The sequence below is a fragment of the Plantactinospora sp. ZYX-F-223 genome (genome assembly GCF_039649625.1).
Taxonomy (GTDB): Bacteria; Actinomycetota; Actinomycetes; order Mycobacteriales; family Micromonosporaceae; genus Plantactinospora.
In genome coordinates this window covers 138,475-163,691 of the sequence record NZ_JBDJAV010000014.1, presented here as the reverse complement: position 1 = coordinate 163,691, position 25,217 = coordinate 138,475, and the positions used below count along the sequence as shown (strand labels likewise).

Here is a 25,217-nt window from a genome sequence, read left to right as displayed (position 1 = left end):
ACTTGTTGCTGCCGGAACGACAACAAATCGTCAAGATCTACCGGCGGGGGTACGGGGCGGCAGGGCCGTTGCCGCGAGCGGCCGGGAAGGAGACCACCTGCTGGTACGTCGGCCGGTTCTGCCAGGCGATGCTGGCGTGCCGGATCCCGCCCAGCGGGGACTGCACGATGGCGTCGGCGCACCACTGGTCCCCGGCGGCGCAGTGCGCGTCGCCGGGATAGACCTCGGCGGCCGGCTGGGCGGCGGCGGTGCGCAGGGTGTCCAGCAGGATCTGCCGGCAGGCGGCCAGGCTCCCGTCGCCGCAGTACGTCCGGCCGAGCCCGCCGGACACCGGCTCGCCGAGCACCGCCCGCAGGTCGGCATCGACATAACCCCACCAGCCGTACTGGAAGGACGAGCCCTTGTGCGTCTGGGCGGCGGCGGCCGAACCAGGCAGGCCCGGGGTGTCGCCCTGCTGGTGCCCGGAGGGGGACTCGTTGATCTGCATCGCGTTGACCAGCGTCTGGTAGAGGTCGCCGCCGAGCGGCCCGGCGAACTGGCCCCGGACCAGCAACGGCCACCAGGCGTCGAAGACGCGGATCGCCTCGGCGTGCTGGTACGTCTTCGCGCCGGCCGAGGTCTCCACCCGCAGCGCCCCGGCCTGCCGCCACGCCTTCAGCCGGCCGATCACCCCGGCCAGGCCGGCGTCGCCGACCGGTTGGCTCTCCAGCACCCGGACCAGTTCGTCGAGTACCTCGATCCCGCGCAGGTCGGTGAGGCCGGCCCGCTGCACCAGCGCGGTCAGCGAGGCGCGGTCGAACTTCTGCCCGGCCTCGATCGCCGCCCGGATCGGCTTGTCCAGCAGGTCGCCCCGGTGCACCGGGCCGAAGCTGAAGTTGCCGTCCGCCGCGCCGTAGTCGGCGGCCTGCTTGTTGTTCCAGCTCACGTAGTAGTCCTGGTCGACCGAGTTCGGGTGCGCCGACGCCGGGTGGTAGTTCGCGGTGTTGGTGGCCGGGTCGAAGCCCTGCCACTCGTACGCCGGCTCGGCCCGGATCGGCAGGTTCGGGTTCGATCCGGCGGCCCGCACCGGGTTCAGCCCGGAGTTGGCGTACGCCGCCTGGCGCGAGTTGACGTAGAACCAGTTGAAGGCGTACCCGATCTCGGACGCCGCGGCGGTGAACTGGGCGGCGGAGCCCATCGCGGCGGGGTCGTTGAACATCTGGAACCCGATCGCCGAGTCGGCCTCGTGCCGGTACGTCGACCGGAGCTGGGTGAACGCGTGCGGCACCCCGCCGACCGTGCCCCGCCACGCCACCAGCCCCAGCCTGGTCCGCCGGGCGATCATCGTGTACGAGCCGGCCGCCGTGCCGTCAGCGACGGTCGGCCGCCAGGAGTTGACGTGCGAGATCTCCTCCATCGCCAGGCACTGGCCGCGATAGCGGTAGAAGTTGCTGGCCAGCGTCGGTGCGCTGCCGTCGGTGGTGCAGAGCGGCACCGCGTAGGTGTCGGTGATGTCCTGGGTGGCCGAGGTGGCGCTCCAGGCGTAGTCCTGGCCCCGGCCGAGCAGTACGTAGAGGTTGACCCCGGCGAACGCCGCCCCCCGGGCGCTGATCCCCGGCCCCTGCAACTCCTGCACCATCAGCAGTTGCGGCGCGAAGTAGCCGGTCTGCGGGCCGAAGACCGCGATCGGGTGGCCGGTGGCCGAGTGCGCACCGGAGATCACGGCGGCGTTCGACATCCCCCGTGGCGTGATGGTCAGCCCCGACAGCGCGGCGGCCAGCTCCGACGGTCCGCCGGTGGCCTGCCGGGCCGACCCGGTGGGGTTGGCGGTGACCGCCTCCGGCCGGGCCGAGCCCGGGTCCGGCAGCACCACGCTGGGCGCGTCCGGGTCGGCGTTGCCGTACGGGAAGCTCTGCCCGTCGTGCAGGGTCAGCACCGTCTCCGGGTTGTTCTGCATCCGGAACGCGGTCCACACCCGGTCACCCTCGACCGGCCCGTACTTCGCCCGGGCGGCGATCCGGACCAGCGCCGACTGCATCTCGTGCCCGCCACCGCCGCCGAACAGCCCGCCGACCACGCCGGAGATCGCGATCAGGTCGGTCAGTTGGAACGGCTCCGGCCCACCCGCGTTGGTGATCGCGTCCAGGTGCCCGGTCAGCACGTACTCGCCGGGGCAGTTGCGGTTGGCCATGCAGTGCCGGATGTAGGCGTTGATCCCGGCGATGTACTCCTGCACGTCGGCGTAGAGCTGCTCGCCCCGGGGACCCCGCTGGCGCAGCGCGGCCACCTGGGCCGCGAGGTCCGCCTCGGTGTACGGCGAGTTCCGCCAGACGCTCTGTTCGAGAGCCCGGTTGCCCGGTGCCCCGCCGGCGAACGGGGTGAGGGTGCCCCGGCCGACGTGCCGGAGCAGGTCCATGGTGAAGAGCCGGTCCTCCGCGCCGACGTAACCGGCGCCGAACATGGTGCCGCCCCGGGTGGTGCCGGTGACGTGCGGGACGCCGGTCGCCCGGTCCCGCACGACGGTGACGTCGGCGCGCGGCGAGTAGCTGCGTTCGACCTGACCGGGCGGCACGCCGAAGGAGGCGTCGTTGAAGAAGGCGCCGAGTTGCTCCTCACGCAGCCCGGCGTACCCGTAGACCAGGCTGGCGTACCGGTCGAGCTGGTCGCCGGCGTGCCGGGGCAGCACCCCGAGCGCCTGGTTGGCCAGCACCTCGACCAGGGTGGCATTGCCGTTCTGGCCCGGCGGCAGGATGTCGGCGCACTCGCCCAGGCAGTAGTCGCCGGCCGCGAAGGCGGTGCTGGCCGGCGCGGCGGCGGGACCGGCGGCCGGGCCGGGCGGCGGTGCGGCCGGTGCCGGTGCGGCGGTGAACGCGAGCACGGCCGCGCTGAGCACCGCGATCCCGGCGGCGGCGCGGCGGCGGGGACGGTGGGCCATCGGGGATCCTTCCGACGGTACGAGCGAATGTGAGCAACATTCGGCTACCGGATGGTAACGAGTTCGCCGGGCCGATAGATAGTCCTGGATCGGCGGTGCGGCACTGGCGGATAATCCGTCGCGACCGGCCCCGCGACCGGCCAGAATCGTTCCGTGATCACGCCTGTCTCGTGGACCTCCGTTTCCGTCGCCGTGCCCGACCGGGCCGCCCGGCGACAGCGGAAGCGCACCCGGTTGGCGTCGATCAGCGCGGCACCGTCGTGACCGACGCGCTCGTCGCCGGCCTGCTCGCCGGATACGGCGTCGCCATACCGGTCGGCGCCATCGCCATTCTCGTGATCGGACTGACCGCGCGTACCTCGATCCGGGTCGGCGCCGCCGCCGCGCTCGGGGTCGCCACCGCCGACGGGCTCTACGCGGCCGTCGCGGTGCTCGGCGGCGCCGCGCTGGCCGGCCTGATCGAGCCGATCGCCGAGCCGCTGCGCTGGGTCGCGGTCGGCGTACTGCTGCTGCTGGCCGGTACGGGCGCCTGGGGCGCCGTCCGGCACCGGACCGACCCGGGCCGGGCGGCCAGGACCGACCGGAGCCTGGGCACGCCACTGCGGGCGTACGGCGGGCTGCTGGCGCTGACCCTGCTGAACCCGATGACGATCCTCTACTTCGCCGCGCTGGTGCTCGGCCGGCGGGCCGCCACCGACTGGTCGGGCGGTGCGGAGGTGGTCTTCGTGTTCGCCGCGTTCGTCGCCTCGGCGAGCTGGCAGCTACTGGTCGCCTCCGGTGGTTCGCTCATCGGCCGGGTGCTCTCCGGACCCCGGGGGAGGCTGGGCACCGCCCTCGTCTCCAGCGCCCTGATCGCCGCGCTCGCCGTCCACCTGCTGCTGCGCTGACCGGGACCTGCGGTCGCTCGCCCGACGTTCTCCGGGCGGGAGCTGTGCCAGAAACCAGCGGACGGGTCGGACCCGCGGCGGGGTGCGACCGTTCCCGGAACTCATGGCACGGGCGGACCCGGCGGCCGGGTGCCGGCGGTGGACGTCGTACCGTTCGGGGGTGAACAGCCGACCCGCTGCCGGCGGCGGCCGCTGGGTGGACGTGCCCCCGGCCCGGCTCGCCCGCTGGCTCGACGGCTTCGCCGAGCGACACGGCGGGCCGCCGGCGGTCGACGCCGGCCCGGACGGGCTGCGGCTGACCGCTCCGGACGGCACGCTCGCGGTGCTGCATCCGCCGCCGGGCGTGCCCGCCCCGGACGACCTGCCCACCTTCGCGGCGCAGGTCGCGGCACCCCGGCGGCTGGGCCTGCTGCTGGCCCGCAAGGGTGCGGTGGCGGTCGGCGTCGCCGAGGGCGACCGCCTCGTCGTCTCCAAGGTGGACAGCCGGTACGTGCAGGGCCGCACCGCGGCCGGCGGCTGGTCACAGCAGCGGTTCGCCCGGCGCCGGGACAACCAGGCGAAGGCCGCCGCGGCCGACGGGGCGGAGCTGGCCGTCCGGCTGCTGCTGCCCGAGGCCGGCCGGCTCGCCGCCGTGGTGGCCGGTGGCGACCGGCGGGCGGTGGAGACCATCCTGGCCGACCGGCGGCTGGCCCCGGTGGCGGCGCTGCGGGCCGAGCGGCTGCTCGACGTACCCGAACCCCGGCACACCGTACTGGTCGACGCGATCTCCGCCGCCCGGGCGGTCCGCGTGCTGGTCCGCGATCCCTAGCCGGCGATACCTGCGGCGGAATGGTCAGCGGGCGGTGCCGAAGGTGTCGCAGGAGGTCGGGTCGCCGCTGGAGTAGCCGGTGCCGAACCACTTCTGCCGGTCAGCCGAGCTGCCGTGGGTGAACTGCGACTCGTCGATCCGGCCGCCGGACCTCCGCTGGATCGCGTCGTCGCCGATCGCCGCCGCCGTGTCCAGCCCCTCCTGGATGTCCCGCTCGGTGAGGCTGGTGAAGATCTTCACGCCCCGGTCGTCGGCGGTGCCGGTGGCGTTGCGGGCCCAGGCGCCGGCGTAGCAGTCCGCCTGGAGTTCCAGCAGCACCGAGAGCCGGTTGGCCTCGTCGGGGCTGGCCTGCCGCTGGTCGCGTACCCGTTGCTCGGTGCCGAGCAGGTCCTGCACGTGGTGGCCGTACTCGTGCGCCAGCACGTACGGCTGGGCGAACTCGCCGGGGGCGCCGAGCTGCTCGGCGAGTACCCGGTAGAAGCTCAGGTCGATGTAGACCTGGTCGTCGAGCGGGCAGTAGAACGGCCCGACCCCGGAGTCGGCCTGCCCGCAGCCGGTGCTCACCGCCTGCGCGAAGAAGACCGTGTCGGATTCCTGGTACGGCCGGTCGAAGTGCTGCGGCATCGCCCGCTGCCAGTACGCCTGGATGGAGTTGACGTAGAGGGTGTTGCGGCAGTCGAGCTGGCCCAGCGCGTCATCGGCCTGGCACCGCTGCTCGAGCGCGGTGTTGTCGCCCTGCTCCTCGCCGCCCCCGCCGGTGAGCTGGCTCACCCCGAAGCCGCCGCCGACCAGGGTGACCAGGACGGCGATGATCAGGCCGACCACGCCGCCCCGGCCACCGCCGGTCGGGATGGGGATGCCGGCCAGCCCGCCGCCGGACCCACGCCGGTCCTCCACCTGACTGGTATCGATCCGTGCGTCCTCGTTGAGCTCCATCACGTACCCCGATCGCCCTGATCGCCGATGCCTCGCTCGATGCCTGCTCGTGCCCGATGTCGCGGTTTGTCGATACCCCGTGATCTTGATCGGTAATCCGGTCCCGGGTCCCGCCGCCCGCCCGGTACAATCGGACCGTGCTGCTCTGCGAAGGCTGAACGCCCCGAGCCGACGGATCCGTGGTCCGCCGGCTCGTTCGTGTGCCCTGAGTCAGCCTTCGACCCCGAGAGCGAGTCCTCCGACATGATCACTGCGAGCGGCCTGGAACTCCGTGCCGGCGCCCGGATCCTGCTGTCCGACACCACGCTGCGGGTCCAGCCCGGCGACCGGATCGGCCTGGTCGGCCGAAACGGCGCCGGCAAGACCACCACCCTGAAGGTGCTGGCCGGCAAGGGCCAGCCCTACTCCGGGCAGATCGACCGGCGCAGCCAGGTCGGCTACCTGCCGCAGGACCCGCGTACCGGCGACCTGGGGGTCACCGCGCGGGACCGGGTGCTCTCCGCCCGGGGGCTGGACGTGCTGATGGCCCGGATGAAGGAGATCGAGGAGCAGCTCGCCGAGGGCACCGGCGACGACCGGCTGGTCCGCCGGTACGGTGCGCTGGAGGACCAGTTCGCCTCCCTCGGCGGGTACGCCGCCGAGGCGGAGGCGGCGCGGATCTGCGCCAACCTCGGCCTGCCCGATCGGGTCCTCGCGCAGACCATCGGCACCCTCTCCGGCGGTCAGCGCCGCCGGGTCGAGCTGGCCCGGATCCTGTTCCGGGACGCGGCCGAGAACGGCGGCGGGATCCTGCTGCTCGACGAGCCGACCAACCACCTGGACGCCGACTCGATCACCTGGCTGCGTGGCTTCCTCGCCGCGCACAAGGGCGGGCTGATCGTGATCAGCCACGACGCCTCGCTGCTGGAGGCCGTGGTCAACAAGGTCTGGTTCCTGGACGCCACCCGCTCGGTGGTGGACGTCTACAACGTCGGCTGGCAGAAATACCTGGAGCAGCGGGAGACCGACGAGCGCCGCCGCCGCCGGGAGCGGGCCAACGCCGAGAAGAAGGCCGGCGCGCTGATGGCCCAGGCCGACAAGATGCGGGCCAAGGCGACCAAGACGGTGGCCGCGCAGAACATGGCCCGCCGGGCCGAGAAGCTGCTCTCCGGGCTGGAGGAGGCCCGGGTCGCCGACAAGGTGGCCAAGGTCCGGTTCCCCAGCCCGGCGCCGTGCGGCAAGACGCCGCTGACCGCCACCGGGCTCTCCAAGTCGTACGGCTCGCTGGAGATCTTCACCGACGTCAACGTCGCCGTCGACCGGGGCTCCCGGGTCGCGATCCTCGGGCTCAACGGCGCAGGCAAGACCACCCTGCTGCGGATCCTCGGCGGGCTGCTGGAGTCGGACACCGGCGAGGTCCGGCCGGGCCACGGGCTGCGGCTGGGGTACTACGCGCAGGAGCACGAGACCCTCGACGTGGACCGCAGCGTGCTGGACCACATGCGCAGCGCCGCCAGCGAGCAGTCCGACACCGACCTGCGCAAGATCCTCGGCGCGTTCCTCTTCTCCGGCGACGACGTGGACAAGCCCGCCGGGGTGCTCTCCGGCGGCGAGAAGACCCGGCTGGCGCTGGCCACCCTGGTCTGCTCGGGCGCGAACGTGCTGCTGCTGGACGAGCCGACCAACAACCTCGACCCGGTGAGCCGGGAGCAGGTGCTCGACGCGATCGCCCGCTATCCGGGGGCGATCGTACTGGTCACCCACGATCCGGGCGCGGTGCTGGCGCTCAAGCCCGACCGGGCGATCCTGCTGCCCGACGGCGACGAGGATGCCTGGAGCGACGACCTGCTCGAGTTGGTCGAGCTGGCCTAGCGGCGGTCCCGCCGCCGGCCGGCGGCGGGATTCCGGGTACTGACCGACGACGATCTGCCGGGATCGGTACGGTCTCGCTGGTGACGACGTGACCAAGAGGACGGTCAGTACGACAATGTCGCGGGGTTTGCCGGCGGCGAGCCACAGACGACACTGCGCGGACCGGAACACCATTCTGCGGAATCCGCCCCTACGGAATCCGAGCCGGGCACGAAACTCTCCCCGACGGGAGCCGAAACTTGACGTCGGAAGAACGAAACTCGCCGGATGATGAGGCGAAACTCCCGTTGCGTGGAAGGAAACTCGACCGAGGGCCGAGAAAACCGCGCCGGCCCGGGTCGCGACCGGACGGCCGCGGCTCGAAATCCCTGCTGACGTGCGGCGGAAGCTCGGATGGTGGGTGTGGACGGCCTCGGTGGCGCAATCACTCAATCGGGAAACTGACACTGCTGTGCGTGTCGGTTGGCGAAGAGTTGATATCTAGCGCATGATCGTTCGAGGCGGTCTAATAGGTGGGACCGTATCGAACCGCACAGTCTGGGACGTGAGGAATCAACATGGCAGCCACTGGCACAGCCACCAGCACTGAGAAGGGTCGCCGGATCGTCGGAGCCGAGCGCCAGACGCTCGCCAAGGACCTGGTCAAGCGGTATACCTCCGGCGAAAGCATCCGCGCCCTGGCGGCCTCGACCGGCCGTTCCTACGGGTTCATCCACCGGGTGCTCACCGAGTCTGGTGTACAGCTTCGTCAGCGTGGCGGCGCGCGTCGTCGGAAGAAGGCGTGACCCGCTCAGCAGCGTGGTCCGGACCCGTACGCCCACGGACGTCTTCGTGACCGTCGGCGTACGACTCAACTGCGACGGGCCGGTCGCGACACTGACGTTGTGCCGGCCCGACGTACTCAACGCACAGACCCCACAGATGTGGCGGGCGATGCGCGACTTCTCCCGGGACCTCCCGGGCGACGTACGTGTCGTGGTGGTACGGGGCGAAGGTCGGGCCTTCTCTGCCGGGCTCGACCTCTCGGTGGCGACCGGCCGGTCCGGGGCGGAGAACTCGCTGGCCGAGATGGCCGCGTTGCCGCCGGAGGAGTGTGCCGAGCGGATCGCCGGCTTCCAGGCCGGCTTCACCTGGCTGCACCGGCCCGACCTGATCTCGATCGCGGCGGTGCAGGGGCACGCCATCGGGGCTGGCTTCCAGCTCGCACTCGCCTGCGACCTGCGGGTGCTGGCCTCCGACGCCACGTTCGCGATGGCCGAGGTCACCCTCGGCCTGGTGCCCGATCTCGCCGGCACCAAGCGGCTGGTGGACCTGGTCGGCTACGCCCGGGCCCTGGAGATCTGCGTGACCGGGCGGCGGATCGACGCGGCCGAGGCGGAGCGGCTCGGCCTGGCCACCGTGGTCGTGCCGCCGGACGATCTCGACGCGGCGGTCCAGGACCTGACCGCGGCGATCCTGAGCGGCAACCGGGACGCGGTGGTGGAGATCAAGGCGCTGCTCGCCGGCGCCTCCGGGCGCTCTCCGGCGGAGCAGCAGCGGGCCGAGCGCGAGGCGCAGGCCCGGCGGATGCGCGATCTTGTCGGAGCCGGCGAATAGGCTGGAGCCCGACGGCTGCGTGGTCAGCCGACGGGGTGTGTGATCAAGGGACCATTCGGGAAGAATCGGGCCGCCACTCCGGTTGTCGTAGTCGTCGAGGACGACTGGGAGGTCGCGCGTGGTGAACCCGATGGGTGGCGGTGCCAGCATGGGCGGTTGGAGCATGCTGCGCTCGTTGCGCAACCGCGACGAGGTGACCGCACACCGGGTGAGCCGGCGCAGCGTACGGCGGGTGGTGGAGTTCGCCCGGCCGTACCGGCGGGACATCGTGGTGTTCCTGGTCACGGTGGTGTTCGCCGCGATCATCGGGGTGGCGACCCCGGTGCTGGCCGGTGACGTGATCAACGCGATCTCGCGGGGTGGCCCGGACGCGGGCGGCCTGGTCGTCCGGCTGGCCCTGGTGATCGCCGGCCTCGCGGTGGTCGACGCGCTGCTCTCGCTGGCCCAGCGCTGGTATTCGGCGCGGATCGGCGAGGGGATCATCCTCAACCTGCGGACCCGGGTCTACGACCACGTCCAGCGGATGCCGCTGCAGTTCTTCACCCGCACCCAGACCGGGGCGCTGGTCAGCCGGATCAACAACGACGTGACCGGCGCGCAGCGGGCCTTCACCAGCACCCTCTCCGGGGTGGTCAGCAACATCATCCAGCTTGTGCTCACCGCCGCCGTGATGTTCACGCTCTCCTGGCAGATCACCGCGCTCTCCCTGGTGCTACTGCCGATCTTCATCATCCCGGCCCGCCGGGTCGGCCGCCGGCTGGCGGAGATCACCCGGGAGTCGTACGACCTCGACGCCAAGATGAACGCCACCATGACCGAGCGGTTCGGGGTGGCCGGGGCGCTGCTGGTCAAGCTCTTCGCCCGGCCCGAGGTCGAGGCGCGGCGGTTCGGCGACCGGGCCGAGCGGGTCCGTGACATCGGCATCCAGTCCGCGATGTACTCCCGCACCTTCTTCGTGGCGATGCTGCTGGTGGCCTCGCTGGCCCAGGCCCTGACCTACGGGCTCGGCGGCTGGCTCGCCGTGCAGGGCAACGTCAGCGCCGGCACGGTGGTGACGCTCGCCCTGCTGCTCACCCGCCTCTACGGCCCGCTGACCGCGCTGTCGAACGTCCGGGTGGACGTGATGAGCGCGCTGGTCTCCTTCGACCGGGTCTTCGAGGTGCTCGACCTGACCCCGTCCATCGCCGAGAAGCCGGACGCGGTCGAGATCCCGCGCGGTGCCCGGCGGCTGGAGTTCTCCGACGTACGGTTCCGCTATCCCACCGCCGCCGAGGTGTCGCTCGCCTCGCTGGAGGAGGTCGCCACGCTGGACCGTACGGTCAACGAGCCGGTGCTGCGCGGCGTCTCGTTCACCGTCGAGCCGGGCCAGCTGGTGGCCCTGGTCGGGCCCTCCGGCGCCGGCAAGTCCACCACCTCGATGCTGGTCTCCCGGGTCTACGACGTGACCGACGGGGCGGTCCGGGTCGGCGGCGTCGACGTCCGGGACGCCACCCTCGACTCGCTGCGCGACACCATCGGGGTGGTGACCCAGGACTCGCACCTGTTCCACGAGACGATCGCCGAGAACCTGCGCTACGCCAAGCCCGACGCGACCGACGACGAACTCTGGGCGGCGCTGCGCGGCGCCCAGGTGGAAGAGCTGGTCCGCTCGCTGCCGGACGGGCTCGACACCATGGTCGGCGAGCGGGGCTACCGGTTCTCCGGCGGCGAGAAGCAGCGCATCGCCATCGCCCGGCTGCTGCTCAAGGCCCCGTCGATCGTGATCCTCGACGAGGCGACCGCACACCTCGACTCCGAGTCGGAGGCGGCGGTGCAACGGGCGCTGTCGGTGGCGCTGAGCGGGCGTACGGCACTGGTCATCGCGCACCGGCTGTCGACCGTACGGGAGGCCGACCAGATCCTGGTGCTGGACGGCGGGCGGATCGTCGAACGGGGCCGGCACGACGAGCTGGTCGCCGTCGGCGGGCTCTACGCCGAGCTGTACCGGACGCAGTTCGCCGTCGCCGACTCCCCGGCCCCGTACGCCGACGCGGTCGGCCCGGAGCCGGTGATCACGATGCCGCGCCCCGACTTCGACCCGGTCTGACCGCCTCCTCCGCCACCGGCGCCGGCTCCTCCAGAGTCGCCGCGCGCAGCGCCGCGAACTCGGCGGCCAATCCGGGCCCGGTGAAATGCGCGTTCAGCCCGCTCGGGTTCGGCAGCACCCACAGCCGCGCCCCGCCGAGCGTCTCCGGTTGCCGGCCGATCCGCGCAGTACGCCGCTCGAACGCCGTCCGGTACGCCGTGACCCCGAGCACCGCGACCCAGCGCGGCCGGTAGCGCCGGACCTTGCGGACCAGCAGCCGGCCGCCCTCGACGAGCTCCTCCCGGGTCAGTTCGTCGGCCCGCGCGCTGGCCCGGGCCGCCAGATTCGTGATGCCCAGCCGGTAGCCGAGCAGTTCGGCCTGGTCGGCCGGGTCCACCAGGTGCGGCGTGAAGCCGCCCCGGTGCAGGGCCGGCCAGAACCGGTTGCCGGGCCGGGCGAAGTGCCAGCCGGTCGCGGCCGAGTAGAGACCCGGGTTGATGCCGCAGAAGAGCACGTCCAGGTCCGGGGCGATCAGGTCGGGGAGCAGCCGGTCGGCGGCCGCCGCCACCTCGGCCGGGGTCGGCCGGGGCCGGGACGGCCGGGCCGCTGTCAAGGCCGTTGGTTCTTCCGGGCCGCCCATACCACCAGCAGCACCACGGCGGTCACCACCATCAGGCAGCAGAGCCCGCCGACGACGGCGGCCACGATTATGCCAACGCTCGAAATCACGCTCACCTCCACAACGGGTGGCAACTCTAGCCCGGCCCGCGAGCCGGTCGGCGGGCCGAGACCAGCTCAGAGGCTGCGCAGCGCGCCGCCGTCGACCGGGATGGTGACCCCGGTCAGATAGCTGGCGGCGGGGGAGAGCACGAACGCGGCCACCCGGCCGAACTCATCCGGGTCGCCGATCCGGCGCAGCGGTATCGCCGCCTCCGCGTCGGCCCGGGCCCGTTCCGGGTCTCCGCTGGCGGCGAAGAGTTCCCGGTTGCGGTCGGTGAGGATCCGGCCCGGCAGCAGGCTGAGTACCCGTACGCCGCGCGGGCCGTACTCGTCGGCCATGTCCTTGGCCACTCCGGCCAGCCCCGGCCGCAGCCCGTTCGAGATGCCGAGCCCCGGAATCGGCGCCCGCACCGAGTTGGAGAGCACCAGGCCGAGCGCGCCGCCGCTGGGCAGTGCCGCCGCGATCGTCCGGGCGGCCCGGACCGTGCCGAGGAAGATGGTCTCGAAGGAGTCCCGCCACTGCGCGTCGGTGGCCTGGGCGGCGCTGCCCGGCGGCGGTCCGCCGACCGAGACGAGGCCGCCGTCGAGCCGACCGAACCGTTCCAGGGCGGTGTCGACCAGCCGGGTCGCGGTGTCCGGGGTGGCCAGGTCGGCGGTGAGCCCCAGTACCCGGTCGTCCGGGCCGAGTCGGCCCGCCGCCGCGGCCACCTGGTCGGGATCCCGGGCCGAGATCACCACCCGGGCACCGTCGGCCACCAGGGCCCGGGCGGTGGCGAAGCCGAGTCCCTTCGAGGCGCCGGTCAGCACGTACACCCGGTCCGCGAGTCCGAGATCCATGGAAGGGATCCTATGACCCGGGCGGCACTGAGTCGATCTTCGGGTCCCCGGTGAGTGCGAGGAGTGAGCCGGGTTTGCGAGCCCCGCAGTCACGAACGAACGGCGGCACCGTGAGTGCGAGGAGTGAGCCGGGTTTGCGAGCCCCGCAGTCACGAACGAACGGCGGCACCGTGAGTGCGAGGAGTGAGCCGGGTTTGCGAGCCCCGCAGTCACGAGCGAACGGCGGCACCGTGAGTGCGAGGAGTGAGCCGGGTTTGCGAGCCTCGCAGTCACGAACGGAAGGCGGCCCGGGAGCCGGGCACGGTCCACGTCCGTACCCGACCGGCGACCTGCACCACCAGCACGTTGCCGGTCCGGCGTAGCGCCGGGCGCCGGCGCCGGCGCGGGGGCGTGCGGCCGTCGTACCGCCAGCCGGCCTCCCGGACCGCGAGTTCCTCGGCGGCGGGCGCCGGTAGCGTCCCCTCGGCGGCCAGGTGCCGGGCCAGGTCCCAGCCGTCCCGGATCGAGCCCGAGGTCGGGCGGTCCGCCGCCCAGGCGGCGAAGACGGCCGACCAGCGCCGGCCGTGCACGGCGGCGAGCAGCGGCCAGTGCCGGGCGACCTCGCCGGCCCGCTTGTGCAGCAGCGCCGACCGGGCCACCCCGACCAGCCGGGCGTCGAAGCCGGGTGGCAGCGGCGCCCCGGCCACCAGCGCGGCCACCAGCGCGGCCTGCCGGTCGGCCAGCGTCCCGGCCGGCCCGGTGCGGGCATCGGCGGTCACCTCAGGTCACCGCCGGGTAGCCGGAGGCGGCGGCGATCGCGTCGAGTTCGGCGCGCAGCGCCGCCGCCGGTGGATAGTGCCCGTCGCGCTCCAGCAGCAGCGCCGGCGGGCGGTGCCGGGCGCAGAGCTCGGCGACCAGGTCGAGTACCTCCTGCGGCACCGGGTCGGTGTGCGTGTCGTGGTAGATCCCGTCGCTGGCCGCCCCGCCCGCGACGTGTACGTAGCCGACCCGCTCCAGCGGCAGCCGGTCGAGCAGGTGGACCGGGTCGGTGCCCCGGTTGCGGGCGTTGGCGTAGACGTTGGCGATGTCCAGCAGCAGCAGCGCGCCGGTCCGGTCCAGGATCTCGGTGAGGAAGTCCGCCTCGTCCAGCTCGTCGTCCGGCCAGTCGAAGATGGCGGCGATCGGCTCCAGGGCCAGCGGGACGGAGAGCTCGGCCCGTACCCGGGCGACGTTTCCGACCACCGCGTCGACGGACTCCCGGGTACGCGGCAACGGCAGCAGGTGCCCCGCCTCGATCCCACCGGCCCGGACGAAGGCGATGTGCTCGCTGGCCAGCGGCGCGTCCAGCAGCTCGGCGGCCCGGGCGAACTGGCGTACCCGGGCCGGCTCGACCGGGTCGGCACCGCCGAGGGAGAGCCGCACCCCGTGCGGTACCACCGTCACGCCGCGGTCGCGCAGTTCGACGAGGCCCGGCGGCGGCCCGGCGGCGGGGATCGACTCGGCGATCACCTCGACGAAGCGCAGGCCCGGCAGCTCCGCGACGAAGCCGGCGATCTCGGGCCGCCAGCCGATCCCTACCCCGTATCCGGCTTCTGGCACTGGCACACCGGCTCCGGTCGTCATCCGCCGCACCCGCCGCATCCTCCGCAGCCGCCGCCGCAGCCGCCGCCCCCCGAACCGTCGCCGCTGGAGCTGTCGCCGCCGGAGCCGCCGCCGGTGCTGCCAGCCGTCCAGCCGCTGCCGCCTGCCGCCGAGCCGCTCATCGCGCGCTGCACCTCCGCCTCGACCGCGAACGCCGGGTCGAACTCGATCAGCGCGGCCGTGCCGAACAGGGCGATCCCCAACGCCGCGCCGGCCGCGCCGTAGGTGGCGTAGGCGGGCGCGTGCCGGGGCGCGAGATGCTGGTGCTGCCCGCGCAGGTCGCGCAGCAGCGCGTTCGCCGCCCGGGTCCGGCGGGGGACCGCGCAGAGTAGCACCACGCTGGTGGGTGCGAGCACCAGCAGGCTCAGCCCGAGGTAGCCGACCGGCTGGCCGCCGGCCAGACCGGCGACCAGCCGGGCCAGGCCGACCGCCACCAGCCCGAGCAGCAGTACCGGGCCGATCCGGGCGACCGGGCGGGCCGACGGGGACGGCGCGAGGCCGCTCCGGGCCAGGTCGGCCCGGAGGTCGGCGAGCGCCGCCCGGACCCGGGGATCGTTGTCGAGCGTCCGTCCGCGTACGCCCTGCGCGGCCGCCCGGTGCACGGCGGCGTCGAGCGGCGTGGCCCGCATCGGCAACGGCCCGGTCTGCGTCAGCCGGTGCTGCGCGGTCGTGCCGACCGCCCCGGCGGCGCGCAGCCCGCCGAGCGTGGCGTGCACGGCCAGCCGGTCACCGCCGGACAACCAGGCGAGCTGGACGGGGTGCAGTCGCTCCGCCCCGGGCGGGCGGCGCCCGGCGAACCCGACCAGCCGGTGCAGCAGGGTGCCGAGCAGGATCAGCCCGGCGATCGTGAGGTAGAGGGTCAGGAAGACCGGCCCGGGTACGCCCCAGGTCTCGGTCCGCACCGCTAGCACGTCCATCGGGTGACTCCAGCCGTACGGGGGGTCGGACTGCCACCATTGTGGATCGGGTACGCCAGCCGGCCCGGTCGCGGTTCGGCAAACCTGCCAGCGGCCGACCGCTGCCGTCCGGGGCGACCGTGTTCAGCCGCCCGGCCGGCGGACCGCCTCCTCGACCAGGTCCAGCACCGCGCCGAGGTCGCCGGCCGGCCGGGCCATCGCCAGTTGCAGCACCAGCCCGTCGTAGGCCAGCTCCAGGAACCGGGCCAGCGTCTCGATCGGTACGTCGTCGCGCAGCACCCCGGCGTCCCGTTGCCGGGCCAGCCGCTCCCGGGTGGCCTCGGCGAGGCTCGCCGAGCGTTCCGCCCAGCGTTTCGCGAACTCCGGGTCGGTGCGCAGTCGCCGGGACACCTCGAGTTGGCTGCCCAGCCAGCCGGTGGTGTCCGGCGAGGTGGCACCAGCCAGCAGGTCGCGCATGACCTGCACCAGACCGTTGCGGGCCACCGTGGCGACCATGGCGGCGGCGTCGTCCTCGGCGACCGCGAGGAAGAGCGAGTCCTTGTCCCGGAAGTGGTGGAAGATCGCTCCCCGGGAGAGCCCGGTCGCCTCTTCGAGCCGGCGCACGGTGGCACCCTCGTAGCCGTGCCGGGCGAAGCAGGCCCGTGCCGCGCCGAGAATCTCCTGACGGCGGGCGTCGAGCTGGTCCTGACTTACCCTGGGCACCACCCGATCGTGCCAGGCAGCGGCCCGGTATGCAATCCGTACGTACGTCTTGGGTTGTCGCACGACCCGGCGCCGCGACGGAGCTCGGCCGGTCCGGCGAACCGACGGGTGGCTCAGCCGGTCCGGCGTCCGACCATCAGGGCCTGGGCGCCCCGCCCCAGCGGGCCGTTGGCGTCGGAGAGCACCGTCTCGGCCAGCCCGGACCCGTGCCCGTCCAGGGTCGTGCCGGCCCGTACGTGCAGCCACTCGTCGACCGGCTGCCGGTGCAGGTGCACGGTCAGTTCGGTGTTGATGAACCACCACTGCTCCATGTCCAGCAGCCGGCTCAGCCCGTTGCCGGAGTCGGCGAGCAGGGCGACCCGTTGCAGCGGGCTCGGCTCTTCCCCGGCCACCAGCGGGATCCGTTGCCGGGCCCAGGCCGAGGCCGGGCCGGGGCGCTCGAAGTGGCCGTCGACGAACCGCCAGTCGACCGCCCGCAGATAGCCGATCTGCCAGCGCGGCTCGGCGAACCGGGACGGCTCGGCCGGCCGGGGCGGTGGTGGGGCCGGCGGGGTGACCACCTCGGCGGGCAGGTCCACCGGGGTACGCCGGATCCGCCACACCCGGGCCCGCAGCACCACCCGCCCGGCGGCGTGCAGTTCGGCCTCGACCAGTTCGACCGAGCGTCCGGGCCGGGCAACGGCGGCCCGGACGGCGACCTCGGCCACCGGCACGCCGCCGAGGAACTCCACCGTCAGCCGGGTGACCTGGGCCGGCCCGTCCAGCGAGCTGGGTGCCCGTTCCACGGCACGGGTCAGCAGCGCGCACGGCGGTCCGCCGTGTTGCAGGCCGCTGCTCCACGGCCCCTCGGTGGCCGGGGTGGCGACGAACCGCTCGGGGTCATCGGTGGGCAGGAAGAAGGCGTCGGGCACGGGCCGATTTTCCTCTCCGGCGGCACGTTCGCAAGATCGGCGCGGGATCCGCGCCCGGCTATCATCGCGGCCGTGACGCAGACCACCGCCGAACCGCCGGCCGCCGCACTGCCCGTCGCCGCGGTCCAGGCCGAAGCGGAACCCGGGAACGTGGCCGGGAACGCCGGCTCCGCCGCCCGGCTGGCCGGGCGGGCCGCCGACGACGGCGCCCGGGTCGTCGTACTTCCGGAACTGTTCCTGCCGGCGTACCACCCGCCGACCCTGGCCGGCGATCCGGCCGGTACCGACGTGGCCGCCGACCACGACGGGCAGGTGGCGGACTCCCGGCTCGATCCGCTGCGTGCCCTCGCCCGGGACCGCCGGGTGGTGGTAGTGGTCGGCGCGGCGGTCCGGCACCCGGACGGCCGGCGGACCTGCTCGGCGTTGGTGGTGGACGGCGCGGGCCGGGTCAGCGCCGGGTACGCCAAACAGCACCTCTGGGGCCCGGACGAGAACGCGCTGTTCACGCCCGGGCGGTGCGGTGCGACCCTGCTGGTCGACGGTTGGCGGCTCGGTCTCGGGGTCTGCTACGACGGCTGTTTCCCCGAGCACGGCCGGGCGGCGGCGGCCGACGGGGCGCACGGCTATCTCTGCCCGAGCGGTTACCTCGTCGGCTCCGAACACCGGCGTGACCTCTACTACCGGGCCCGCGCGCTGGACAACACCATGTACGTGGTCTTCGCCAACGCGGTCGGTGGCCCGGCGCCGTGGCGGTTCAACGGCGGCGCGGCGATCTACGACCCCGAGGGCCAGGTGCTGCGCCGGGCCGCGGACTCCGGTGCGGCCGTCGTCGTGGCGCGGTTCGACCCGGCCGAACTGCACCGGGTACGCGACGCGCACCGGATGCTCGCCGACCGGCTGCCCGGGCAGGGCGGGGTACGGACCCTGTTGACCGGTTGACCGCCTGTTGTCAGCCCGGCCAACCCGGGTTGTTTACATGCTGGGACTGTTGTCCGACCGGGTGCGTCCCGTACTGTGCGCAAGTGCCGCTGTTGCTCCTCGATCTGGACAACACTCTGCTGGACCGGGCGGGCCCGTTCCGGACCTGGGCGCAGAGGTTCCTGGACGAGATCGGAGCACCCGAGAGTGACATCGACTGGCTGCTCTCGGTGGACGCCGACGGGCTGACCAACCGCTGGGACGTGGCCGACGCGATCCGCGACAGGTACCGCCTCCGGATCCCCTCCATCGACCTGGTCGAGGCGCTGCACGAGGGAGTGGTGGAATACACCCGGCTCGATCCGTTGATCGCCTGCGCGCTGCGGATCGCCGACGAGGCCGGCTGGGTGCCGGTGGCGGTCACCAACGGCACCGAGCGGCTCCAGGAGATGAAGATCAGGCGTACCGGCCTGGACCGCTATCTGGCGGACTGGGTGATCTCCGAGGAGGTCGGGGTCAGCAAGCCGAACCCCAGGATCTTCGCGCTCGCCGCCGAACGGGTCCGGATGCGGCTGCGCGGTGCCTGGATGGTCGGGGACAGCCCGGAGGCCGACATCGGCGGAGCCGCCGCGGTCGGGCTGCCCAGCGTCTGGCTGCACCGGGGCCGCCGCTGGATGGAGCGCCGGTACGCACCGACCAAGACGGTGGACGGGCTGATCGCCGCCGTCGCCACGGTGCTCGCCGCCTGATTCCGGTCCGCCCCGCCGCCCGACCCGGCGTCGGGTGAGCAGTCCGACACCGTCACGGCGATCGTGACGGCCACCAGGAAGGCCGCGCCCGGCCGCGCGGCGGTAATTCGGTTGACCGCCGTTCGCCGGACCGGCGAGCATTGCGCGTCGGAGGACCCTGCCTGGTCTCTCCGGGTCGTATCGCATCCCGGGCACCGCCCGGCCGAGTGGAAGGAGGGGTGACGGTGGCTGTCGTTGTGCTGCGCTCTCGCCTGTTCTCTTCCGACTCGACCAGAGGATTCCTCCAGTGCCACGCGATTATGACGACTATTCCGGTTCGGCCCGCTCCCGTGGCGGCCGCACCATCCGCCGGTTCGACGACGACGAGCCGCGCTTCCTGAAACGGAACCGGCACGCCACGGCGGCCGCGTTCGACACCAACGCCGACACCGACACACCGGACGTCGGTGACCGCTGGTCGACCTGGGACCAGGCGGTGCACGGGCCGGAGCCGCATCCCGACTGGCTGGTCACCGAGCTGGCCGCCATCGACACCGAGCTGGGTGTGCTGAAGACCGGCAAGGAGGCGGACGTACACCTGGTCCGCCGGGCGGTACCGGACAGCGACCGGAGCTGCCTGCTCGCCGCCAAGCGCTACCGGGACCCCGAGCACCGCCTCTTCCATCGGGACGCCGGTTACCTGGAGGGGCGCCGGGTGCGCCGGTCCCGGGAGAACCGGGCGATGGAGGGGCGTACCGCGTTCGGCCGGCAGATGATCGCCGGCCAGTGGGCTGCGGCCGAGTTCGCCGCGCTGACCCGGCTCTGGCAGGTGGGGTCGGAGCTGGGCAGCATCGCTGTGCCGTACCCGGTGCAGCTCATCGGGACGGAGCTGATGCTCGAGTTCGTCGGTGATCCGGTGCAGGGGGAGGCGGCGCCCCGGCTGGCCCAGCTCCGGCCCGATCCGGTGTCGCTGCGCCGGCTCTGGGACCAGCTCGTCGACGCGCTGGTCGTACTGGCCCGGGCTGGATTGGCGCACGGTGACCTGTCGCCGTACAACCTGTTGGTGCACTCCGACCGGCTGGTGCTGATCGACCTGCCGCAGGTGGTGGACGTGGTCGCCAACCCGAGCGGGCGGGAGTTCCTGGCCCGGGACGTTCGGGTGGTGGCCGCCTGGTTCGCGGCGCGGGGACTCCCCGGCGAGCTGGTCGACCCGGGCGTGCTGACCGGGCAACTGCTCCGGGAGGCGGGGCTGCGCTAGACGTTCACTGGAGGTATTTCTCGACCTCGTTCACGCTGCGGGCCCCGGTGGTGTCCGGGTCGTTGCCGGCCTGGCGGGCGGCCCGGCGCCGCCGGAGCAGGTCCCAGCACTGGTCGAGCGACTCCTCCAACTCCCGCAGCCGGGTCCGGTCCTCGTCGGTCGAGTTCTCGACCTGCTGGGCGTGGTTGCGGAGCCGGTGTTCCTCGTCGACCAGGTCGGAGATCCGGCTCAGAATCGTCCTGTCGTCCATGCCCAAGATCCTGGCACAGCGTCGAACGCGCCGCCCACCATCCGCTCGGGTGATGGGCGGCACGCGGCGGGGCGTTGCCGGGCCCGGCCGGGGCGCATTCATTGACATAGTTCTCTCCGGTTCCTATCGTGGCGTTAGGAAAGCGCTTTCCGGCCCCTCCGAAGCACCCACCCCGACGTCTTTCCACCGCCTCGAAGTGCGCAGACCCGTCCCGCCGGCGTACCCGCACCGGCCGCCCCCCGGTGGCGCTGCCCGCTGCAACCGCACCCCGCCGCGCCGGTCGAGCCTGCTCCGCGCACACCGCCACACCGCCGCGTATCCCCGCCACCACCGGAAAGGCAGAAGACTCGTGACCTCACCGAGCATCAGCACCGGCACCGCCGCCCCGGGCAGACCGGCCGGCAGACGCTGGCGGCGGCCCGCCAGCGTCGGGCTCGCCGTCGCGCTGGCCGCCGCCCTCGGCTACGGCCCCGGCGCCGCACAGGCCGCCACCCTCTTCACCGATACCGGCGACGTCACGGTCGAGGCCGCTCCGCCCGGCCCGTCCCGCATCTCGTTGACGCCCGGCATCTCCGGACCGACCGTGCAGGTACCGGCGGGCCCGGCCGACGGCTTCGCCAGCGTGAACGCGCTCGGCCAGGACGGCACCACCGGAGGCGCCGGTGGGCCGGTCGTCACGGTGAACAGCACGGCCGCCTTCCTCGACTACATCGCCCGACCCGGCCCGTACGTCATCCAGGTCGCCGGCACCATCACCCTGCCGACCGGCAACAGCGACGGCATGCACAACGTCACCTCGGACAAGACCATCGTGGGCATCGGGTCGAACGCCACCCTCTCCGGCGGCGGCCTCAACATCGGCCTGCCGGTGGACGACGACGTCACCGCGCCGCCGGCCGACGCGGTGCACAACGTGATCATCCGGAACCTGCACCTCACCGGAGCCACCGACGACCTGCTCAACGTGCAGATGTTCTCGCACCACATCTGGATCGACCACAACGAGTTCTCCAACGGCGACGACGGCGCGGTCGACATCAAGCGCGGCTCCGACTACGTCACCGTCTCGTGGAACCACTTCCACGACCACGACAAGACGCTGCTGCTCTCGCACGACGAGGACGCCGGGCCCCAGGACATCGGGCGGCTGCGGGTGACCTACCACCACAACTGGTTCAACGCCTCCGACCAGCGGCACCCCCGGGTGCGCTTCTCGGCCATGACGCACGTCTACAACAACTACTACTTCGAGAACAGCTACGGCGTGGCCTCCACCTACGACGCCGCGGTGCTGGTCGAGAACAACTACTTCTACAGCGTCAACAATCCCGGCCGGGTCGAGTTCAGCGGCGACCTGGGCCGGATCGCCGAACGCGGCAACATCCTGGTCGACTGCAACCACCCGATCGAGACCCGGGGCACGGTGCCCGAGCCGAGCGGCTTCTACCGCTACCAGCCGGACAACGCGGCCGACATCCCGACCATCGTCCCGGCCGGTGCCGGGGTGGGAAAGCTGGGCTGACCCGATGAACGGAAACCTCCTCGTACGCCGGGCGCCGGGCTGGCGCCCCCTCGGCGCCGCCCTCGCCGCAACGCTCGCCGTGACGGTGACCGCCGCACTGGCCGGCGGCACCGGGCCGGCCCGGGCGACCCCGCCGCCGACCACCGCGCTGGCGGTCCCGGTCGGGCAGCCGGACGGCTTCGCCGGCGTCAGCGCGCTCGGCCAGAACGGCACCACCGGCGGTGCCGGTGGACCGGTGGTCACCGCCACCAACTCGACCGACTTCCTGGAATACATCGACACGGTCGGGCCGCTGGTGATCCGGGTACAGGGGACCATCGAGATCACCAGCAAGCAGGGGGTACGGCCGAACAAGACGATCATCGGCGTCGGTGCGAACGCCACGATCGACGGCGGCGGGCTGGACTTCTACCGGTCGTACAACGTGATCGTCCAGAACCTCAACTTCACCAACGCCGAGGACGACGCGGTCAACGTGGGGCAGGAATCGCACCACATCTGGATCGACCACAACCGGTTCACCGGCGCGGTGGACGGCTCGGTCGACATCGTCCGGGGTGCCGACTACGTGACGGTCTCCTGGAACCACTTCGACCACGCCGACAAGAGCATGCTGATCAGCCACTCCGACGGGGCCGCCTCGACCGACATCGGGCACCTCAAGGTCAGCATCCACCACAACTTCTTCGACAACAGCCGGCAGCGGCACCCCCGGGTCCGGTTCGGTGAGCCGGTGCACGTCTACAACAACTACTTCCTCGGCAACGAGCTGTACGCCGTCGCCTCCACCGAGAACGCCGGCGTGCTGGTCGAGGGGAACTACTTCGAGAACGTGCCGTACCCGCTCTACTCGGCCAGCGGCTATGCCGACAGTGGACCCGGCCGGGCGGTACAGCGGAACAACATCTTCGTGAACTCCGGCGTACCGGAGACGGCGGGTTCGGTGGTCGAGCCGCGCACGTACTACGCGTACCAGCTCGACGCGCCGGCCGGGGTGCCGGCGTCGGTCCGGGCCGGTGCCGGCACCGGAAGGATCTCCGGCTGACCCGATCCCCAGGCTGACCCGGTCTGTTGGCTGACCGGTCAGTCGGTGGCCAGCCGGGGCGGACGGTCGGGAGGTGGGTCCCGACCGTCCGCCAGTGCCCCCGCGCGGCCCGGCCGCGCGGGGGCACTGCGTGTCGTCGGGCGGTGACCGCCGCTGCTATTTGGGCATTCGGCTCCAACCGGGGTGTCCGTTTGATATGAACTACCAAACTCGGTGCCGGGGTGCGCGCAGATCGGGCACTCTCGATGCCGGGAGGTAGTCCTGTCCTCAGGGGACCAGACCCGGAATGGAAAGAGCCCGAACATCATGGACCAAGCTACGTTGCCGCCATCGCTTCGCGAGGCCGTCACGGTCACCACGGCCGGGGCCACCGGAGTGGCCCGGCTGGTGATCCAGGGTCTGCTCGACCTGGTCGACGATCCCGCCGCGGCGGCCGACGCGACCGAGTTCCTGACGGCCCGGCTACCCGGCTACGCACCGATGTGGCACATCGCCAACGCGGTACGTTCCGCCGAGCCGGCCGAGGCGCTCCGCCGGATCCGGGCCGAGTTGGACCACGCGGTGGAGAACACCGTGAAGGCGGCGGTCACCTGGGTCGGCGAGCAGGGTGTCCCGGTCACCTACGCGCCGAGCAGTTCCATCGTCAAGCAGATCCTGGCCCAGTTGCCGGAGTCGCTGCGTACCGGCGAGCCGGCGGTCGCGCTGGCCGGCGCCGACGCGATCGGGCCGGACACCGTGCTCAACATCCGGGGCACCCGGGAACTGGCGGAGACGCTGCCCACCCTGATCGTCACCACCGCGCTGAAGCTGGTCCCCGCGCCGGTCTTCGCCCGCCTCGGCGCGCCGGTCTTCGAGCACATCCCGCTGGACGGATTCGTCGGCGTGGTGCTCGACGGTGAGCTGCTCAGCCCGGGAGAGGTCGGACGGCGAGCCGCGGAACTGCGTGAGTGACCCGCGATGGCCACCCCCGGCGCCGAGGAGATCCCCGCCTTCCTGTCGACGCTTCCCCAGAAGCGGTCCCTCTACGCGGTCGACACGTACTTCCGGGAGAGCTTCGAAGACCTGCTCGCCGTCGGTGGTGGCCGGATCGAGGAGTTCTGTCACGACCACGCCCTCCTGCTGCTGAAGCCGGACGCCGTGGTCAGCCGCCGGCTCGGCCCGGTGCTGCGCTGGGTGCTGGCGTACGGCTTCAGCATCGTCTGGGCGGCGACGGTGACCATCGACCGGCACGGCGTACGGGCGCTGTGGCAGTACGGCCTCAACGCCGCCAGCCGGGACCGGCGGGACGCCGCCGACCTCTACGTCACGGCGTGCGAGTGCCTGCTCCTGCTGCTCGCTCTGCCCGGCCGTCCCGAGCCGGCCTCGCTGGTGCTCAGCACCGCCAAGGGGCCGGCCGATCCGGTCCGCTGCCGGCCCGGCCAGCTCCGCTACGACGTCGGCAGCTTCAACTACCAGCTCAACCTGGTGCACGCCGCCGACGAGCCGGCCGACCTGCTCCGGGAGCTGGCCGTGCTCTGCAACCACGAGACCCGGGCCGGTCTCTACCGGCGCACGCTCGGCGGGGCGGCGGGTCCGTCCCCGGACGGTCGGTCGGAGGCGTTCGCCCTGGCCGACCGGCTGGAGGCGGCCACTCCGGAGGTGGACCTCGAACTGGACCGGACCCTCGGCGAGCTGGCCGACGTCGCCGAGGCCCGCCGGCGGGACGGTGCGGGTACGGCGGCCGGGGAACTGGTGTCGCTGATCGGCCGGATCCGGGCCCGCTGCTCGCGGGACTGGCGCACGGTGGTGCGGCTGGCCGAGTCGAGCGGGGTACCGGTCAGCCGGTGGCAGCGGATCGTGCTCGCCACCCACCTGCTCGACCCGTACGTGCCCGGTGCGACCAGCCTGCTGCCGGACACCTCCACCACCGGCTGAACCGGAGGCGGGCGTTCAGAGCACCCGGGTCACCCGTTCGGCCCGGCTGCGCCGCTGCACCGTCGCGGGGTCGAGGTTGGCGCAGAGCACCACCGTGGCGCCGGCGGCCAGCGGCGCCAGCAGCCACTTCACCGGGTGCTCGTGCGCGGCCGCGTCGACAAGTACCCGGTCGCCGGGGTGCAGTCCGAAGACCTCGTCCGCCATCCCCCGGGCCAGCCGGCCCCAGTCGGCGTAGCTGGTGCCGTCCACGCTGGCCGGGTCGTCGGGCCGCAGCGGCACGTACGGCCGCAGGTTGGGGTCGTGCCGGCGTACCTCGGTGAGGTAGTCCCGGTAGCCGGCTGGCGGCTCGCCCAGCGGGGCGGCGTCCGGGGCGAAGCCGAGCACGAAGCGGTGCGCCGCCTCGGGTACGTGGTCGAGCCAGTCGTCGATCCGGCCCAGCGCGGCGTAGGTGACGTCGAACGGCTCCTCGACGCCCGGGCCGAGCCGGGGCAGCCCGGCCGTGGCGGTGCCGTGGAAGCTCACCGACACTCCGGCCGACCAGGTGCCGAGCAGTACGGCGGCGGTCTGCCAGTGCGGCGGCAACAGCACCGCGGCCCGGGCGCCGATGCCCAGCCCGCACCCGTGGACCAGCAGATTCGCCGTCCGGGCCACCCACCCGGCCAGCGCCTCGGCGGTCAGTTCGGTGCGCTCCCCGGTCGCGTCGTCGTAGTAGGTGAGCAACGGCCGGACCGGATCCGTCGCCAGCGCGGACGCGAAGAGCGCCGGTACCCCGCCCGCCCGGGCCGAACTCTGCCGCACGGAGTCCCCCTGCCTGATGG

The 25,217-nt window shown here is 72.9% G+C and carries 24 protein-coding genes; 13 read left to right on the top strand and 11 right to left on the bottom strand.

Translation table 11 applies throughout. The features are described from left to right. Nucleotides 1-37: 37 nt before the first annotated feature. Nucleotides 38-2,914: a penicillin acylase family protein gene (locus AAH979_RS16510; RefSeq protein WP_346258980.1), complete on the bottom strand. Its 2,877-nt coding sequence runs from the start codon at nucleotides 2,912-2,914 to the stop codon at nucleotides 38-40. Nucleotides 2,915-3,174: 260 nt separating this feature from the next. On the opposite strand from AAH979_RS16510, the gene AAH979_RS16505 reads away from it, so the two are divergent. Then, complete coding sequence (locus AAH979_RS16505; protein ID WP_346258979.1) at nucleotides 3,175-3,801, top strand: LysE family transporter; 627 nt, start codon at nucleotides 3,175-3,177, stop codon at nucleotides 3,799-3,801. Nucleotides 3,802-3,961: 160 nt separating this feature from the next. Further along, nucleotides 3,962-4,609, top strand: coding sequence for an acVLRF1 family peptidyl-tRNA hydrolase (locus AAH979_RS16500; protein ID WP_346258978.1), 648 nt, complete (start codon nucleotides 3,962-3,964; stop codon nucleotides 4,607-4,609). A gap of 24 nt (nucleotides 4,610-4,633) precedes the next feature. On the opposite strand, the gene AAH979_RS16495 is transcribed toward AAH979_RS16500, so the two are convergent. Next, nucleotides 4,634-5,545 (bottom strand): neutral zinc metallopeptidase, encoded by a 912-nt coding sequence (locus tag AAH979_RS16495; protein ID WP_346258977.1) that lies wholly within the window; start codon nucleotides 5,543-5,545, stop codon nucleotides 4,634-4,636. A 243-nt stretch (nucleotides 5,546-5,788) separates the two neighbouring features. On the opposite strand from AAH979_RS16495, the gene AAH979_RS16490 reads away from it, so the two are divergent. The 4 genes from AAH979_RS16490 (at nucleotide 5,789) to AAH979_RS16475 (ending at nucleotide 11,078) form a co-directional block, all read left to right on the top strand. Next, nucleotides 5,789-7,396 (top strand): ABC-F family ATP-binding cassette domain-containing protein, encoded by a 1,608-nt coding sequence (locus AAH979_RS16490; RefSeq protein WP_346258976.1) that lies wholly within the window; start codon nucleotides 5,789-5,791, stop codon nucleotides 7,394-7,396. 557 nt (nucleotides 7,397-7,953) lie between these two features. Next, the gene (locus AAH979_RS16485) at nucleotides 7,954-8,181 is read left to right on the top strand and encodes a helix-turn-helix domain-containing protein (RefSeq protein ID WP_007462679.1); all 228 of its coding nucleotides are present in this window, start codon (nucleotides 7,954-7,956) and stop codon (nucleotides 8,179-8,181) included. A gap of 46 nt (nucleotides 8,182-8,227) precedes the next feature. After that, a complete protein-coding gene (locus AAH979_RS16480; RefSeq protein ID WP_346259017.1) occupies nucleotides 8,228-8,992 on the top strand; it encodes an enoyl-CoA hydratase/isomerase family protein in 765 nt (254 codons plus the stop codon). A 130-nt stretch (nucleotides 8,993-9,122) separates the two neighbouring features. Further along, nucleotides 9,123-11,078: an ABC transporter ATP-binding protein gene (locus AAH979_RS16475; protein ID WP_346259016.1), complete on the top strand. Its 1,956-nt coding sequence runs from the start codon at nucleotides 9,123-9,125 to the stop codon at nucleotides 11,076-11,078. On the opposite strand, the gene mug is transcribed toward AAH979_RS16475, so the two are convergent. From mug to AAH979_RS16440, 7 genes are all read right to left on the bottom strand, one after another. Next, on the bottom strand, nucleotides 11,044-11,670 hold the full coding sequence (gene mug / locus AAH979_RS16470) for a G/U mismatch-specific DNA glycosylase (RefSeq protein ID WP_346258975.1): 627 nt from the start codon (nucleotides 11,668-11,670) through the stop codon (nucleotides 11,044-11,046). The two genes, AAH979_RS16475 and mug, sit on opposite strands and share 35 nt — an antisense overlap. A 182-nt stretch (nucleotides 11,671-11,852) precedes the next feature. Next, nucleotides 11,853-12,614, bottom strand: a complete 762-nt coding sequence (locus AAH979_RS16465) for an SDR family oxidoreductase (protein WP_346258974.1) — start codon at nucleotides 12,612-12,614, stop codon at nucleotides 11,853-11,855. Between the two features lie 269 nt (nucleotides 12,615-12,883). Next, the gene (locus tag AAH979_RS16460) at nucleotides 12,884-13,372 is read right to left on the bottom strand and encodes a hypothetical protein (protein WP_346258973.1); all 489 of its coding nucleotides are present in this window, start codon (nucleotides 13,370-13,372) and stop codon (nucleotides 12,884-12,886) included. 1 nt (nucleotide 13,373) lies between these two features. Continuing rightward, entirely contained in the window at nucleotides 13,374-14,216 is an 843-nt protein-coding gene (locus tag AAH979_RS16455; protein WP_346258972.1) for a DUF692 domain-containing protein, read from the bottom strand. Beyond that, a complete protein-coding gene (locus tag AAH979_RS16450) occupies nucleotides 14,213-15,151 on the bottom strand; it encodes a TIGR04222 domain-containing membrane protein (protein ID WP_346258971.1) in 939 nt (312 codons plus the stop codon). The genes AAH979_RS16455 and AAH979_RS16450 overlap by 4 nt, the downstream gene beginning before the upstream one ends. 123 nt (nucleotides 15,152-15,274) lie before the next feature. Beyond that, nucleotides 15,275-15,853 (bottom strand): helix-turn-helix domain-containing protein, encoded by a 579-nt coding sequence (locus tag AAH979_RS16445; RefSeq protein WP_346258970.1) that lies wholly within the window; start codon nucleotides 15,851-15,853, stop codon nucleotides 15,275-15,277. A 113-nt stretch (nucleotides 15,854-15,966) separates the two neighbouring features. After that, nucleotides 15,967-16,764 (bottom strand): thioesterase family protein, encoded by a 798-nt coding sequence (locus tag AAH979_RS16440; protein ID WP_346258969.1) that lies wholly within the window; start codon nucleotides 16,762-16,764, stop codon nucleotides 15,967-15,969. Nucleotides 16,765-16,836: 72 nt separating this feature from the next. On the opposite strand from AAH979_RS16440, the gene AAH979_RS16435 reads away from it, so the two are divergent. The 3 genes from AAH979_RS16435 (at nucleotide 16,837) to AAH979_RS16425 (ending at nucleotide 19,668) form a co-directional block, all read left to right on the top strand. Next, a complete protein-coding gene (locus AAH979_RS16435; protein WP_346258968.1) occupies nucleotides 16,837-17,703 on the top strand; it encodes a carbon-nitrogen hydrolase family protein in 867 nt (288 codons plus the stop codon). Nucleotides 17,704-17,786: 83 nt separating this feature from the next. Beyond that, on the top strand, nucleotides 17,787-18,431 hold the full coding sequence (locus tag AAH979_RS16430; protein ID WP_346258967.1) for an HAD family hydrolase: 645 nt from the start codon (nucleotides 17,787-17,789) through the stop codon (nucleotides 18,429-18,431). 286 nt (nucleotides 18,432-18,717) lie between these two features. Continuing rightward, entirely contained in the window at nucleotides 18,718-19,668 is a 951-nt protein-coding gene (locus AAH979_RS16425; protein ID WP_346258966.1) for an RIO1 family regulatory kinase/ATPase, read from the top strand. Nucleotides 19,669-19,672: 4 nt separating this feature from the next. On the opposite strand, the gene AAH979_RS16420 is transcribed toward AAH979_RS16425, so the two are convergent. Beyond that, nucleotides 19,673-19,918, bottom strand: coding sequence for a DUF2630 family protein (locus tag AAH979_RS16420; protein WP_346258965.1), 246 nt, complete (start codon nucleotides 19,916-19,918; stop codon nucleotides 19,673-19,675). 349 nt (nucleotides 19,919-20,267) lie between these two features. Between AAH979_RS16420 and AAH979_RS16415 the strand changes: the two genes are divergently transcribed. From AAH979_RS16415 to AAH979_RS16400, 4 genes are all read left to right on the top strand, one after another. Next, nucleotides 20,268-21,440 carry a right-handed parallel beta-helix repeat-containing protein gene (locus tag AAH979_RS16415; protein ID WP_346258964.1) on the top strand — a complete coding sequence of 391 codons (1,173 nt, stop codon included), beginning with the start codon at nucleotides 20,268-20,270 and terminating at the stop codon, nucleotides 21,438-21,440. Nucleotides 21,441-21,444: 4 nt separating this feature from the next. Further along, nucleotides 21,445-22,485 (top strand): pectate lyase, encoded by a 1,041-nt coding sequence (locus AAH979_RS16410; RefSeq protein WP_346258963.1) that lies wholly within the window; start codon nucleotides 21,445-21,447, stop codon nucleotides 22,483-22,485. A 306-nt stretch (nucleotides 22,486-22,791) separates the two neighbouring features. After that, nucleotides 22,792-23,436, top strand: a complete 645-nt coding sequence (locus tag AAH979_RS16405; protein WP_346258962.1) for a hypothetical protein — start codon at nucleotides 22,792-22,794, stop codon at nucleotides 23,434-23,436. 6 nt (nucleotides 23,437-23,442) lie between these two features. Then, complete coding sequence (locus AAH979_RS16400) at nucleotides 23,443-24,399, top strand: nucleoside-diphosphate kinase (RefSeq protein ID WP_346258961.1); 957 nt, start codon at nucleotides 23,443-23,445, stop codon at nucleotides 24,397-24,399. A gap of 15 nt (nucleotides 24,400-24,414) precedes the next feature. Here the strand turns inward: AAH979_RS16400 and AAH979_RS16395 are convergent, their stop codons facing one another. Continuing rightward, a complete protein-coding gene (locus tag AAH979_RS16395; protein ID WP_346258960.1) occupies nucleotides 24,415-25,197 on the bottom strand; it encodes a TIGR03089 family protein in 783 nt (260 codons plus the stop codon). Between the last annotated feature and the right edge of the window lie 20 nt (nucleotides 25,198-25,217).